The organism is Bradyrhizobium sp. RDI18 (assembly GCF_043203335.1).
Taxonomy (GTDB): domain Bacteria; phylum Pseudomonadota; class Alphaproteobacteria; order Rhizobiales; family Xanthobacteraceae; genus Bradyrhizobium; species Bradyrhizobium retamae.
In genome coordinates this window covers 6,813,467-6,826,728 of the sequence record NZ_JBICRN010000008.1, presented here as the reverse complement: position 1 = coordinate 6,826,728, position 13,262 = coordinate 6,813,467, and the positions used below count along the sequence as shown (strand labels likewise).

The 13,262-nt window shown below is 64.5% G+C and carries 11 protein-coding genes and 4 pseudogenes; 13 read left to right on the top strand and 2 right to left on the bottom strand.

Annotation, left to right across the window (positions count from 1 at the left end):
- Nucleotides 1-3: 3 nt before the first annotated feature.
- From ACFXS9_RS41925 to ACFXS9_RS41915, 3 genes and pseudogenes are all read left to right on the top strand, one after another.
- On the top strand, nucleotides 4-1,431 hold the full coding sequence (locus ACFXS9_RS41925; protein WP_392699370.1) for an FAD-binding oxidoreductase: 1,428 nt from the start codon (nucleotides 4-6) through the stop codon (nucleotides 1,429-1,431).
- 20 nt (nucleotides 1,432-1,451) lie between these two features.
- On the top strand, nucleotides 1,452-1,889 hold the full coding sequence (locus ACFXS9_RS41920; protein WP_392700302.1) for a GNAT family acetyltransferase: 438 nt from the start codon (nucleotides 1,452-1,454) through the stop codon (nucleotides 1,887-1,889).
- Between the two features lie 14 nt (nucleotides 1,890-1,903).
- Nucleotides 1,904-2,484, top strand: a pseudogene (locus ACFXS9_RS41915) (GDP-mannose pyrophosphatase).
- Between the two features lie 150 nt (nucleotides 2,485-2,634).
- Here the strand turns inward: ACFXS9_RS41915 and ACFXS9_RS41910 are convergent.
- Nucleotides 2,635-3,399, bottom strand: coding sequence for an SOS response-associated peptidase (locus ACFXS9_RS41910; RefSeq protein ID WP_392699368.1), 765 nt, complete (start codon nucleotides 3,397-3,399; stop codon nucleotides 2,635-2,637).
- Nucleotides 3,400-3,461: 62 nt separating this feature from the next.
- Between ACFXS9_RS41910 and ACFXS9_RS41905 the strand changes: the two genes are divergently transcribed.
- The 5 genes and pseudogenes from ACFXS9_RS41905 to ACFXS9_RS41885 all read left to right on the top strand — a co-directional run bounded on the left by ACFXS9_RS41905 (nucleotide 3,462) and on the right by ACFXS9_RS41885 (nucleotide 6,044).
- Entirely contained in the window at nucleotides 3,462-3,974 is a 513-nt protein-coding gene (locus ACFXS9_RS41905; protein WP_392699366.1) for a hypothetical protein, read from the top strand.
- 93 nt (nucleotides 3,975-4,067) lie between these two features.
- Nucleotides 4,068-4,486 (top strand): annotated as a pseudogene (locus ACFXS9_RS41900) (NUDIX hydrolase).
- 63 nt (nucleotides 4,487-4,549) lie between these two features.
- Nucleotides 4,550-4,926, top strand: a pseudogene (locus ACFXS9_RS41895) (TIGR02301 family protein).
- A gap of 62 nt (nucleotides 4,927-4,988) precedes the next feature.
- Complete coding sequence (locus tag ACFXS9_RS41890; protein WP_392700300.1) at nucleotides 4,989-5,624, top strand: HAD family hydrolase; 636 nt, start codon at nucleotides 4,989-4,991, stop codon at nucleotides 5,622-5,624.
- Between the two features lie 153 nt (nucleotides 5,625-5,777).
- Nucleotides 5,778-6,044 (top strand): hypothetical protein, encoded by a 267-nt coding sequence (locus ACFXS9_RS41885; protein ID WP_392699364.1) that lies wholly within the window; start codon nucleotides 5,778-5,780, stop codon nucleotides 6,042-6,044.
- Between the two features lie 109 nt (nucleotides 6,045-6,153).
- Here ACFXS9_RS41885 and ACFXS9_RS41880 read toward each other — a convergent pair.
- Nucleotides 6,154-7,489: pseudogene (locus ACFXS9_RS41880) on the bottom strand (dihydroorotase).
- Between the two features lie 150 nt (nucleotides 7,490-7,639).
- Here ACFXS9_RS41880 and ACFXS9_RS41875 point away from each other — a divergent pair.
- From ACFXS9_RS41875 to ACFXS9_RS41855, 5 genes are all read left to right on the top strand, one after another.
- Complete coding sequence (locus ACFXS9_RS41875) at nucleotides 7,640-8,521, top strand: YgfZ/GcvT domain-containing protein (RefSeq protein ID WP_392699362.1); 882 nt, start codon at nucleotides 7,640-7,642, stop codon at nucleotides 8,519-8,521.
- Nucleotides 8,518-9,144 carry a DNA-3-methyladenine glycosylase I gene (locus tag ACFXS9_RS41870; protein WP_392699360.1) on the top strand — a complete coding sequence of 209 codons (627 nt, stop codon included), beginning with the start codon at nucleotides 8,518-8,520 and terminating at the stop codon, nucleotides 9,142-9,144. Before ACFXS9_RS41875 ends, ACFXS9_RS41870 begins: the two co-directional genes overlap by 4 nt.
- Nucleotides 9,141-9,755, top strand: a complete 615-nt coding sequence (locus tag ACFXS9_RS41865) for a YfbR-like 5'-deoxynucleotidase (RefSeq protein ID WP_392699358.1) — start codon at nucleotides 9,141-9,143, stop codon at nucleotides 9,753-9,755. Before ACFXS9_RS41870 ends, ACFXS9_RS41865 begins: the two co-directional genes overlap by 4 nt.
- Before the next feature lie 158 nt (nucleotides 9,756-9,913).
- The gene (locus ACFXS9_RS41860; protein ID WP_392699356.1) at nucleotides 9,914-10,420 is read left to right on the top strand and encodes a tyrosine phosphatase family protein; all 507 of its coding nucleotides are present in this window, start codon (nucleotides 9,914-9,916) and stop codon (nucleotides 10,418-10,420) included.
- Nucleotides 10,421-10,552: 132 nt separating this feature from the next.
- Nucleotides 10,553-13,255 (top strand): DUF2339 domain-containing protein, encoded by a 2,703-nt coding sequence (locus ACFXS9_RS41855; protein ID WP_392699354.1) that lies wholly within the window; start codon nucleotides 10,553-10,555, stop codon nucleotides 13,253-13,255.
- The last annotated feature ends 7 nt before the right edge of the window (nucleotides 13,256-13,262 follow it).

Genomic DNA, 13,262 nt, shown 5'->3' with positions numbered 1-13,262 from the left:
AAAATGAATATCGTTCAGGGTTCCGTGCCGCCGCTTCCCGCCGAGCTGATCGCAAAATTTCGCGGCATCGTCGGCGACAAATATGCGGTGACCGATGCCGCCGATATTGCGCCCTACGTCACCGAGGAACGCGACCTGTTCCACGGCCGCTCGCCGCTGGTGCTGCGGCCGGGCTCGACGGCAGAAGTGTCCGCGATCTGCAAGCTCGCCAGCGAACACAAAATCGCGCTGGTGCCGCAGGGCGGCAATACCGGGCTGGTCGGCGGGCAGACCCCGCATCATGGCGAGGTCGTCGTCTCGCTGCGGCGGCTGGACAAGATTCGCGAGATCGATCCCGCCTCCAACACCATGACGTGCGAGGCCGGCGTGGTGCTGCAGATCGCGCAAGCTCGCGCGGCCGAAGTCGATCGCCTGTTCCCGCTCTCGCTCGGTGCGGAAGGAAGCTGCACCATCGGCGGAAATCTCTCCACCAATGCCGGCGGCACGGCGGCGCTGGCGTATGGCGTGGCGCGCGAGATGGCGCTCGGGCTGGAAGTCGTCCTCGCCGACGGCCGGATCCTGAACGGATTGTCCAAGCTGAAAAAGGACAACACCGGCTACGATTTGCGCAACCTCTTCATCGGCGCCGAGGGCACGCTCGGCATCATCACCGCGGCGACGTTAAAACTGTTTCCGAAGCCGCACGCGGTGGAGACCGCCTATGTCGGCCTCCAATCGCCGGCGCAGGCATTGAAGCTGTTGTCGATCGCGCAGAATGAGGCCGCCGGCAGCCTGACCAGCTTCGAATTGCTGGCCGACATCGCCGTCGATTTCAGCCTGCGTCACGGCATCGACATCCGCGATCCGCTCTCGACCAAGCACCCCTGGTACGTGCTGATGGAATTGTCTTCCTCGCGCGACGACGCGCGTGACGCGCTGGAAGCGATCCTCGCCAAGGGCATGGAGGAAGGCATCGTCGACGATGCCGTGATCGCGGCCAATCTCTCCCAGCGTGCCGGTTTCTGGAAGCTGCGCGACGAAATGTCGGCCGCGCAGAAGCCGGAAGGCGGCTCGATCAAGCACGACATCTCGGTGCCGGTCGCGGCCGTGCCCGCCTTCATCGAGGAGGCCAATGCGGCGGTGGTGAAGCTCATTCCGGGCTCGCGGCCGGTGCCGTTCGGCCATCTCGGCGACGGTAACATCCACTACAATGTCAGCCAGCCGACCGGCGGCGACACCGCCGATTTCATGTCGCGCTGGCACGAGGTCAACGAGGTGGTGTTCGAAATCGTGCTTCGGATGGGCGGATCGATTTCCGCCGAGCATGGCATCGGCGTGCTCAAGCGCGACGAACTGCCCGACGTCAAGGACAAGGTCGCCATCGAACTGATGCGCGGCATCAAGGCGATGCTCGACCCGCTCGGCATCATGAATCCGGGCAAGGTGCTGTGACCGTATCAGCGACGAAGCCCGTGCCTGCGCTCGCCATCACCGATATCGCCGATGCCGACGTCGCGGCCGTGATCGCGCTGTGGCAGGCCTGCGGCCTGACGCGGCCCTGGAACGATCCCGCCAGCGATATTGCGCTCGCTCGCCGTGGACCGCACTCCACGGTGCTGATCGGCCGCGACGGTGACGCGATCGTGGCGACCGCGATGGTCGGCCATGACGGCCATCGCGGCTGGGTCTATTACGTCGCCACCGATCCCGATCGCCGCGCGCAAGGCTATGGTCGCGCCATCATGAACGCGGCCGAGGACTGGCTGCGCGCAGCCGGCATTCCGAAACTGCAATTGCTGGTGCGGCCGGAAAATTCTGATGTCGCCGCGTTCTACCAGTCGATCGGTTTCGGCGAACAACAGATCCTGTTCTTCGCCAAATGGCTCGACGGCCGCGAGCCGCCGCGGTGAGCTAAAGGATTGCCATGAGCCTCGCAGATCGTGTCCGCGTCAAGAACGTCAACGTGCTCTCCGACCGGCACTATCGCTTGGAGGAAGTCGAGTTCGACTATCGACGCAGCAACGGCGAATGGCAGACGATGAAGCGGGAAGTTTTCGACCGCGGCCACGCCGCCACGCTGTTGGCGTACAATGTCGCAAGCCGCGCCGTCGTGCTGACGCGGCAGTTCCGCCTGCCGCCCTATCGTGCCGGTCACGACGATCTCATGATCGAGGCCGCCGCCGGCATGCTCGACGACGAGACCCCGAAAATCGGATTCGTGCGGAGGCGGAAGAGGAAATCGGCTATCGACTGCACGATGTGCGCAAGGTCTTCGAGGCCTTCATGAGCCCGGGCTCGGTTACCGAGAAACTGCACTTCTTCGTCGCCGAATACGAAGCTGCGATGCGGGTCGGCGACGGCGGCGGATTGGCCGACGAAGGCGAGGACATCGAGGTGCTGGAATTGCCGATCGACCAGGCACTCGCAATGATATCGGACGGCCGCATCGTCGACGCCAAGACCATCATGCTGTTGCAATACGCCGCGCTGAATATTTTTCGGTGAATGACTCTATCGATTCGTCGTCCCTGCGAACGCAGGGACCCATAACCCCAAATGTTAGTTGTGGATATGCGAACGTGGCTCCCAGTGTTGTTCAACATCAAGATCAGTGGTTATAGGTCCCTGCGTTCGCAGCGACGACAACGATTGGCTTCAAAACAACGAGCCCTGCCCGTCATCCTCCGGCTCGGCTGCGACCTTCAGCGGCGCGGCGCGCTTCGCAGGCTTCGGCTCCTCCGCTGCGCGCTGCTCGTCCGTGATCGGCAGCAGCAATTGCGCGTCGTCATTGACCACGCGATTGACGCGCGTGGAAATCTCGTGCCAGGCGAACTCGCCCTCAACAGGCCCGCGCAGCAGCGGCATGACATCCTCGGCGTCGTGGATGCGGCCGTCGAGCCAGCGCTCGAACTCGTCGGGCGCGATCGTCACGGGCACGCGGTGATGCAGCGTGGCGAGATCGCGGCTCGCGGGCGCGGTGACGATGGCGACGCCATCAGTCTCCTCGCCATTCGGCCCCATCCAGGTCTCCGCGAGCGCAGCAAAGCCAACGGGACGGCCGTCGCGACGATGGACGAAGAACGGCCGCTTGCGGCCGCCAGCGTCCTGCCATTCGTAGTAGCCGTCCGCCGGAATCAGACAGCGGCGCCGCTTGATGGCGTTCTTGAACGCGGGCTTGTCGAGCACCGTCTCCGAGCGCGCGTTGATCAGGAGCGTAAATTTACGGGGATCTTTCACCCAAGCCGGCACCAGGCCCCAGCGCATCAGCCGGAAATGGCGCCCGCCATTTTCCAGAATCACCACCGGAACCGGTTGAGTCGGCGCGATATTGTACCGCGGCGGGAAATTGGGCTGCTCGATATAGCCGAAGATTTGCCGGAGCGCCTCCGGCGGCGAGGTGATGACGAAGCGTCCGCACATTATCTGACCAACATAAGCTTCCGTTTAATGGGTGTTAACCCCAGATGTTAACAGTGCGATGGATGACCTCCATGGCCGCCACAGAAGTGCGATCCGATCCGCCGATGCCGCCACCGACGGGCCGGATAGACGAAGCCCGCGCGGAGCAATTGCGCGCCGCCAACATCAATCCCCGCACCGGGCTCGCCACCGACTATCTGAATCATTTCAACGAAGCCATCATGCTGCTCGAAATGGTTCCGGACATGCCGGAATGCGCGGAGGATTTTCTTACCTGGACGCCGCTGTCCTACGCCGAGCATTTCTGGGCCTCCAACTTCAAGGCCCGCGATCTCGCGATCGAGGCCTATGAATGCGCCGACCCCAAGGTCCGTGCCGATTTCGACAAGCTCACGGCGACCATGACCTCGATCCTGACCGCGGTGGGCAAGGCGATGCGCGAGGCCCAGCAGGACAAAACCCGCGCCACGCTGGCCGAGCAGGCCACCGCCTGGGTCAAGCCGCTGGTGGCGTTGGCCGGCGGCGTCATCAACGGCAATGCCGAGGCCGACTTCGAAGCGGCGATGTCGAACTAGCCGCCCCGTCCCCGGCCCACCACATTAGACCTGCGCGGCCCGATCGGGCATGATCGTTTGCGCAGCGAGTTCCCTGCTTACCGGATCACCGCTTTGACCTCCCCCATTCAGCCGGAGCGCCCCCAGCTTGCCGTCAGCGGCGCGATCTTCCGCGACGGCAAGGTCCTCTTGGTCCGCCGTGCCCGCTCGCCGGGCAAGGGCTTTACTCGCTCCCCGGCGGCCGGGTCGAATTCGGCGAATCCCTGCACACCGCGCTCCACCGCGAGGTGGACGAGGAAACCGGCTTGCGAATCGAGATTCTGGGCCTGGCCGGCTGGCGCGAGGTGTTGCCTGGGGCGAGCGGCGGCGGGCACTATGTGATCATGTCATTCGCGGCGCGCTGGACGGCCAGGGAGCCGGTCCTGAACGACGAGCACGACGATTTCAAATGGCTGGCGCCGGATGGGCTCGGCGATCTCAAGATGACCGGCGGCCTCCAGGAGGTCATCGAGGCCGCCCGGAAGCTGGTCTAGGCCGTCCCTACCGGCGCCTCACGCCTTGCCTCGGGCGTATTGAGGGGGCATATCGGCCCTCAAATGTTCAAGCACGCCCTCGCCGCCCTCATCCTCGTTTCGGCATGCCACGTAGCCCCCGCACGCGCCCAGGACGCGGCTGCGCCGTTCGACGGCGACCTGCAGCGGCTGGCCGAGATTCTCGGCACCCTGCATTACCTCCGGGGCATTTGCGGCGCCAATGAAGGGGCGAAATGGCGGAACGAAATGCAGGCACTGATCGACGCCGAAACCCCTCCGGCGACCGCCGCGCCCGCATGATCGCGGGCTTCAACCGCGGCTATAATGGCTTTCAGCAGACCTACCGGACCTGCACGCCGGCAGCCTCGGTCGCGATCCGCAGGTATATCGAGGAAGGCTCCAAAATCTCGCGCGACCTCACGGCGCGCTATGCGAACTGAGGGTTGTTGTTGACGCATTTTCTCACCGCGAACCGGTCCCCACTTCGCTCGAAGACGCTATGATGGACGCGATCTATTTCGATCTCGACGGAACGCTGACGGACCCCAAGCCCGGCATCACCCGCTCGATCCAATATGCGCTGCAAAGGCTCGATCATCCCACCATCCCGACCGCGGACGAACTGACCTGGTGCATCGGCCCGCCGCTGCGCTCAAGCTTTGTGAAGTTGCTCGGCGATCACGCCGCGGACCGCGCGGTCACGCTCTACCGGGAGCGATTTTCCGACATCGGCCTCTATGAAAACGGCGTGTACGACGGCATCGACGAAGTGCTGACGGCACTGCGCGCGTCCGGCCACCGGCTGTTCGTCGCTACCAGCAAGGCGCACGTATTCGCCGAGCGCATCATCGACCATTTCGGCTTGCGCAAGCACTTCGAGCGCGTGTTCGGCGCCGAGCTCGACGGCACCCGCGCCGACAAGTCGCATCTGCTGGAATACGCGCTGAAGGAAGTCGCCGTCGATCCATCCAAAACCCTGATGATCGGCGACCGCAGCCACGACATGGTCGGCGCAAAAAACAACGGCATGAAGGGCATCGGCGTGTTGTACGGCTACGGCAGCCGGGCCGAGCTGATCGAGGCCGGCGCCCACCATGTCTGCGCCACGCCCGGAGCGATCCTCGGCTGCATTTCTTGACGGTGGGAACCTCATGGAACCGCCGCCTGAAATTCGAGCAGCGCTGTTAACCTTTCCTAAAGATGTAGCCTAGGCGGGCCCGCACCGCGTGCTACAGCTTGTCGCGTTAGGATGCGATCCGCCCTGGTTCGCGCGCAGATTTCGTTGAGCTTCATGAGCCGCCCAGTCTCCTTCTCGACCGCCCACGACCCGCTTCCGGATCTCGAACAGAAGCAGGCTGCCCTTAGCTATCTGAGCGAGGCCTGGGCCGAAGCCCGGCATGATGGCGTCGACGGCGACTGCCTGGCGCAGGCGAGCCTGTTCACGGCACTCGCCGAACTGGTCTCGACCTATGGCGAGGACGCGGTGGCGAAATTCGCGGAAGGTCTTTCGGCCCGCGTGCGCAATGGCGAGTTTTCGCTGTCGCTGGCGAAGCAATAGCAGCTGCATCGTCATTGCGAGGAGCGCAGCGACGAAGCAATCCATCCATCCGTTATGCCGCGCGATGGATTGCTTCGCTGCGCTCGCAATGACGGGGAGAGATTCTGCCTTAAGCCTTCAACGTCTCCAGGAACCGCACCGGCTCGCCGGTGGACGGCGTCGTTACCTCGCCCTGCCACATCACGCGCCTGCCGCGCACGAAGGTGCCGACCGGCCAGCCGGTGACGCGGACGCCGTCATAGGGCGTCCACCCGGCGCGCGAGGCCACCCACTTATTGGTGATGGTCTCCAGAGCGCTTGAGATCGACGACGGTGAAGTCGGCGTCGTAGCCCGCCGCAATGCGGCCCTTGCAGGCGATGTTGTACAGCCGCGCGGGACCTGCGCTGGTGAGATCGACGAAACGCTGTAGCGACAGCCGGCCCGCATTGACGTGATCGAGCATCAAGGGCACCAGCGTCTGCACGCCGGTCATGCCGGAGGGTGAAGCCGGATAGGTCTTCGCCTTTTCCTCCAGCGTATGCGGCGCGTGGTCGGAGCCGAGCACGTCGATGATACCCTGCTCGATGCCATACCAGATTCCCTCACGGTGATCGGCCGAGCGCACCGGTGGGTTCATCTGCGCAAGCGTGCCGAGCCGTTCGTAGCATTCCGGTGCGGCCATGGTGAGATGATGCGGCGTCGCCTCGCAGGACGCGACATCCTTGTGGTCCCGCAGATATTCGATCTCCTGCTTGGTCGAGATGTGCAGCACGTGGATGCGCTTGCCGGTCTCGCGCGCAAGATTGACCAGCCGCTGGGTTGCCATCAGCGCTGCAGTCTCGTCGCGCCATACCGGATGCGAGCGCGGGTCGCCCTCGATGCGGAGCGACTTGCGGTCATTGAGGCGATATTCGTCCTCGGCGTGAAAGGCGGCGCGGCGGCGGATTACCTGGAAGATGCGCCGCAGGCTTTCGTCGTCCTCGACCAACAACGCGCCGGTGGAAGAGCCGATGAACACCTTTACGCCGGCGCAACCCGGCGCGCGTTCCAGCTCCGGCAGATGGTTCACGTTCTCGCGGGTGCCGCCGATGAAGAAGGCAAAATCGCAATGCATGCGATGATGGCCGGCGTTGATCTTGGCGGCGAACGTCTCCTCGGTGACCGTGAGCGGATTGGTGTTCGGCATCTCGAACACCGCGGTGACGCCGCCCATCACGGCGCTGCGCGAACCGGTCTCGAGATCTTCCTTGTGCGTCAGCCCCGGCTCGCGGAAATGCACCTGCGTGTCCATCACGCCGGGCAGGATGTGCAGGCCTTTGCAATCAATGGTCTCGCCGGCGGAGGCCTGTCCGAGCCCCCCGATCGCGGCGATCCGGCCATTGGAGATGCCGATGTCGCAGATGCCCTCACCGTCCTGATTGACCACGGTGCCGGATTTTAGAATGGTATCAAATCGCTGATTCATCGCTGCTTCATGGTCCTCTGGCGCTCGCGTTAAGGCCTTGTTGACAGCACCTTAGCGCCTTACGTTCTCATGTGATATCCGGCTCCTGCGTTTTCCCAGGAACTTGAAAGCTCACTGCAAACCGCACTGCAAAAGAGGCCGTTTTACCTAATGAAAGCAGCGTTTCTTCCGGACCGGGGCGTGATCAAGGTCAGCGGCGAGGATGCCCGCAACTTCCTCAACGGCCTCGTCACCACAGACGTCACGCCGCTACAGCCCGGTCTTGGCCGGTTCGGCGCGCTGCTGACGCCGCAGGGAAAAATCACGGCGGACTTCCTCATTACCGAAGCCCCTGCAGGTCACGGCGGCGGCTTCCTGATCGATGCGCCCCGCGTGCTGGCGCAAAACCTCGCCGACAAGCTCGGCTTCTACAAGCTGCGCGCCAAGGTCGCGGTGGAGAACATCTCCGACAGCATGGGCGTGCTCGCGGCGTGGGACGGCGAGCCGGCGGTGAAGCCCGATCTGGCCTTTGCCGATCCGCGGCATGAAGCTCTCGGCTGGCGCATTCTTGTCCCTGAAGATCTCAAGCAAAAGGTGGCCGAGCTGATCGGCGCCGACCTCGTCGACAGCGAGGCCTACGAGGTGCATCGCATCGCCTTGGGCGTGCCGCGCGGCGGGCTCGACTTCATGTACAGCGACGCATTCCCGCACGAGACCAATATGGACCGCCTGCACGGCGTCGATTTCGACAAGGGCTGCTATGTCGGCCAGGAAGTGGTGTCGCGCATGCAGCATCGCGGCACCGCGCGCACGCGGATCGTGCGGGTCACGCTCGAAGACTTTTCGCCGGAAACCGGCGTCGCCGTTCTCGGCGGCGACAAGCAGGTCGGCACCATGGGATCGACCGCCGGCGGCCGCGGCCTCGCGCTGGTCCGGATCGACCGCGTTGCGGATGCACTCGATGCGGGACTTTCGTTGACCGCCGGCGGCCTGGCGATCCGGCTGACCGATCCGAACGACGTTCGTGTCCCACCGAAGCAGACCGTCGCATGAGCAAATCTGTGCGCCTGCACGCTGACGGCAAGACGCGGTGCCCGTGGCCCGGCGAAGACCCGTTCTACATGGCCTATCACGACACGGAATGGGGTGTGCCTGAGTATGACGACCGGGCGCTGTACGAAAAGCTGATCCTCGACGGTTTTCAGGCCGGGCTGTCGTGGATCACGATTTTGCGCAAGCGCGAAAACTTCCGCAAAGCGTTCGACGATTTCCAGCCGGAAAAGATCGCGCGCTACAATGCCAAGAAGATCCACGCACTGATGAACGACGCCGGCATCGTGCGAAACCGCGCCAAGATCGAAGGCGCCGTCAACAGCGCCAAGGCCTATTTGAAGATCATGGAAGAAGGACCAGGCTTTTCCAAATTCCTGTGGGACTTCGTCGACGGCAAGCCCATCGTCAACCAGTTCAAGACCACGGCCAGCGTACCGGCCTCGACGCCGGTCTCGGTCAAGATCTCAAAGGAACTCGGCGCGCGCGGCTTCAAATTCGTCGGCCCGACCATCGTTTACGCCTTCATGCAGGCCACCGGCATGGTCAACGACCATCTCGTCACGTGCTTCTGCCACGAGGCCTGCAGCGGCAAACTGCGCAAGCCCCGGCTCAAGGCCAAATGACGGCGCGAAGATCGTCCGGCGTCGCCACGCGCGCCTGGCAGCGGATGCTGTCGGGGCGACGGCTCGATCTGCTCGATCCCTCCCCGCTCGATATCGAAATCGCTGACATAGCCCATGGTCTGGCGCGCGTGGCGCGCTGGAACGGGCAAACCAGCGGCGCGCACATCTTCTCGGTGGCGCAGCACACGCTGTTGGTCGAAGCCGTGATGCGTGAGCAGATGCCGCGCGTCGACGCCCGCTTCCGCCTCGCGGCGATGCTGCACGACGCACCGGAATATGTCATCGGCGACATGATCTCGCCGTTCAAGGCAGTGCTCGGCGGCGACTACAAGGTGGTGGAAAAGCGCCTGCTGGCGGCGATTCATGTTCGCTTCGGCCTGCCGCCAAGTCTCGCCGATGAAATCACGAGGGCCATCAAAGCTGCCGACCGCGGTGCGGCCTATCTCGAAGCCACCCATCTGGCGGGATTTTCGGTAAGTGAAGCGAAGCGCCTGTTCGGCAGGGATCCCGGCCTCCCCGAGGCCACCGTGCGCGATTACCTGACGCCGTGGACCGCAGCCCGGGCCGAAAAGCAGTTTTTGGCGCGATTCGAGCTGCTATCGTCAACGTAGAGTGGGCAAAAGGCGCGCTTGCGCCGTGCCCACCATCCGACAAAAATGGTGGGCACGCGGAGCCTGTCATCGGGCGCGCATTCGCGCGCCCCGGTGGCTTTGCCCGCCCGACAGGCAACAGCTATAATTGCGGCAACCAAGGGATACCGGGGAACGCCATGCTTCACGTCTGTTCGCTTGCCGCACTTCCCGACACCGTCAGGACGACTGGCGCCAGCCATATTCTCACCGTGATGGCCAATGTCGATCAGGTGCAGCGCCCGGCCTCGGTGCTCGAGGCCAACCATCTGAAAATCTCGATGGACGACATCATCGAGGAGATCGACGGCTTTGTCGCGCCGGCGGATCATCATATCGAAAGAGTGCTGAATTTCGTTCGAAGCTGGGACCGCAGCGCGCCGATGGTGGTGCATTGCTATGCCGGCATCAGCCGCTCGACGGCGAGCGCGTTTGCCGCCGCCTGCGCGCTCAATCCGCATCGCGCCGAGATCGAGATCGCGCGGCAGATTCGCGCCCGCTCCCCGATCGCATCGCCGAATCGGTTGATCGTCAGCCTCGCCGACAAGGCGTTGGGCCGTGAGGGGCGAATGCTGCGCGCGCTGGACGAAATGGGTCCGGGCAGCATGATGGTCGAAGGCCGGCCGTTCCGACTAGATCTGGAATGACGTGGCGTCCCCGGATGCGCCAAATGACGCTCGGATCGGCGTGAACTTTTAGCGGACAAAGGTACACACAGGATTGCAACCAGGCTGCGGACGTGGCCGGTTAACGCTCTGACGCGCCCGCCTGGAGGCCCGATGTTCGACGACCCCTTCGTTTTCTTTTCGCTTGCGATCGCGATCGTCGCCCTGATCTTGGCGCGGAAGGCCATGAATCAGGTGGCGGAGTTACGCCAGCGCCTGGAGGCGATGCAGGCCACGCCTGCGGCCGCCGCTGCAGCCGTGCCTCCGCCCCTCACGCCATTCGAAGCCTTCGAGCAAAGCCTGCCGCCAGCTCCGAGCGGGGCCACACCGACGCCTCCGCCGATCGTTCCCGAGGCGGAATCCATCGCGTCCGCCGCCAGCCCTGAGGCGGCTGGGCAAGCCGCCGGCGGGGCACCGCCGTCGCCTCCATTGCCGCCGGCCGATCGCGGTTTCGAGGAAACTGTCGGCACGCGCTGGGTGGTGTGGATCGGCGGTCTGACGCTGGCGCTCGGCGGATTCTTCATGGTGCGTTATTCGATCGAAGCCGGGTTGCTCGGCCCCGGCGTGCGCACCATCCTCGGCGGCCTGTTCGCTCTGGCCTTGCTGCTTGCGGGCGAATGGACGCGGCGCAAGGAAAGCATTTCCACGATCGACGCGCTACCGATCGCCAATATCCCGGCCATCCTGACCGCCGCCGGAACGGCGGTCGCATTTGCCACGGTTTATGCAGCCTATGCGCTGTACGGCTTCCTGGTGCCGGCGACCGCGTTCATCCTGCTCGGGCTGGTAGCGCTGGGCACGCTGGCCGCGGCGCTCCTGCATGGCCCGGCGCTTGCCGGCCTCGGCGTGGTCGGCGCCTTTGTGACGCCGGTCCTGGTTTCGTCCGACAAACCGGACTTCTGGGCGCTCTACATCTATCTCGCAATCGTCACTGCGGCAGCCTTCGGCCTGGCGCGCGTCAGGCTGTGGCGCTGGCTCGCGGTCACCACGATCGCGTTTGCCCTGTTATGGACATTCCCCTGCCTGCAATGCGGTCCGTCGATGGTCGGCCCGCATGCGTTCCACGTGCTCGCCGGCTTCATTCTCGCCGCGCTACTCGTGGTGTGCGGCTTCATGTTCGGCCCGCCCGCGGACGAAGGCCAGGTTGAGCCGATCTCGTCCGGCTCGCTTGCTGCCTATCTGCTTGGCGCGACCTTGATCGTGCTGAACAGCTTTCATGCCGACGCCGCGATGATCGTATTCGGGCTGCTGGTGGCCGGCAGCATCGCGGTTGCCTGGCGCAGCGATGCCGCCGCGGGTGCCGTCGGCGCCGCTGCTGCGTTGGTCTTCGTCGTGTTCGCCGAATGGGCCGTTCGCGCCAATCCCGACATGCTGGTGCTGCCCGGCGGGCCGCTGCAAGGCATCGGGCCGACCGGCATGGACGGATCAGTGTCGCTGCATCTGATCTCGGCCGCGATCTTCGCGGCGGGCTTTGGCGTGGCGGGATTTTTCGCGCAGGGCCGCTTCGCGGGGCCGGTGATACCGGTGATCTGGTCGGCCGCGGCAGTGTTCACGCCGCTGGCGCTTTTGGTCGCACTCTACGCTCGCATCGCGCATCTCGACCGCTCGATTCCGTTTGCGATTCTCGCGGTAATGCTTGCCGCGGCCTATGCCGCCGCGACCGAGATACTCAGCAGGCGCGAGGATCGTCCGGGACTACAAGCCTCGATCGCGCTGTTTGCGACCGGCACCCTCGCAGCGCTGGCGTTGGCGCTGACCTTTGCGCTGGAAAAAGGCTGGCTGACGATCGCCCTGGCGCTGATGTCGGCAGGCACCGCCTGGATATCCACGCAGCGGCCGATTCCGTTCCTGCGCGCCCTCGCGGCCATCCTCGCCGGCATCGTCGTGCTGCGCATCGGCTACGAGCCGCGCATTGTCGGCCAGGCCGTCGGTACCACGCCGATCTTCAACTGGCTGTTGTGGGGCTATGGCATTCCGGCGGCATCGTTCTGGGCCGGCAGCATCTTCCTGCGCCGCGGCGGCGATGACGCGCCACTGCGCACGGTGGAATCGGCGGCGATCCTGTTCACGGTGCTGCTGGCGTTCATGGAAATCCGCCACGCCGTCAACAATGGCGACGTCTACCACGCGAGCGCCGACCTCACCGAAGTCGCGCTGCAGGTCTGCGTTACGCTGGCTATGGCGATCGGCCTGGAGCGACTGCGCATCCGCACCGGCAGCGTCATTCACAATGCCGGCGCTATCCTGCTCACGGCGTTTGCCGGCCTCGCGACGGTGTTCGGGCTGTTGCTGCTGGAGAACCCGATGCTGCAATGGATCGATGTCGGCGGCGTTGTCATCAACCTTTTGCTGCTCGGCTACGCCCTGCCCGCGGTGCTCGCGCTGTTATTGTCCTATGCCGTCGCCGGTCGGCGGCCGGTCGCCTATGCCAACACGATCGCGGCGGCAGCGCTCGTTCTCGCGCTTGCCTATGTGACGTTCGAGATCAGGCGAATCTATCACGGCCCGGCGATTGCGGCCGGCCCGACCAGCGGCGCCGAGCAATATACCTACTCGATCGCATATCTCGCCTTCGGCGTCGTCTTGCTCGGCATCGGTATTCTTTTCAACTCGCAGCGCGCGCGGCTGGCGTCCGCGGTGGTCATCGGACTGACGATCCTGAAAGCATTCCTGATCGACATGTCGGCACTGACCGGCGTCTATCGCGCGCTGTCCTTCATGTGCCTCGGCCTCGTGCTGGTGGCGATCGGGTGGCTGTACCAGCGGATCCTGTTCCGCAGGCAAGCGGCAGCCCCGGCCGCGCCCACGGGAAGCTAAAGCATGA

Coding starts and splice junctions, on each gene's coding strand:
- ACFXS9_RS41925 (WP_392699370.1), top strand. CDS start 4: ATGAATATCGTTCAGGGTTCCGTGCCGCCGCTTCCCGCCGAGCTGATC.
- ACFXS9_RS41910 (WP_392699368.1), bottom strand. CDS start 3,399: ATGTGCGGACGCTTCGTCATCACCTCGCCGCCGGAGGCGCTCCGGCAA.
- ACFXS9_RS41905 (WP_392699366.1), top strand. CDS start 3,462: ATGACCTCCATGGCCGCCACAGAAGTGCGATCCGATCCGCCGATGCCG.
- ACFXS9_RS41890 (WP_392700300.1), top strand. CDS start 4,989: ATGGACGCGATCTATTTCGATCTCGACGGAACGCTGACGGACCCCAAG.
- ACFXS9_RS41885 (WP_392699364.1), top strand. CDS start 5,778: ATGAGCCGCCCAGTCTCCTTCTCGACCGCCCACGACCCGCTTCCGGAT.
- ACFXS9_RS41875 (WP_392699362.1), top strand. CDS start 7,640: ATGAAAGCAGCGTTTCTTCCGGACCGGGGCGTGATCAAGGTCAGCGGC.
- ACFXS9_RS41870 (WP_392699360.1), top strand. CDS start 8,518: ATGAGCAAATCTGTGCGCCTGCACGCTGACGGCAAGACGCGGTGCCCG.
- ACFXS9_RS41865 (WP_392699358.1), top strand. CDS start 9,141: ATGACGGCGCGAAGATCGTCCGGCGTCGCCACGCGCGCCTGGCAGCGG.
- ACFXS9_RS41860 (WP_392699356.1), top strand. CDS start 9,914: ATGCTTCACGTCTGTTCGCTTGCCGCACTTCCCGACACCGTCAGGACG.
- ACFXS9_RS41855 (WP_392699354.1), top strand. CDS start 10,553: ATGTTCGACGACCCCTTCGTTTTCTTTTCGCTTGCGATCGCGATCGTC.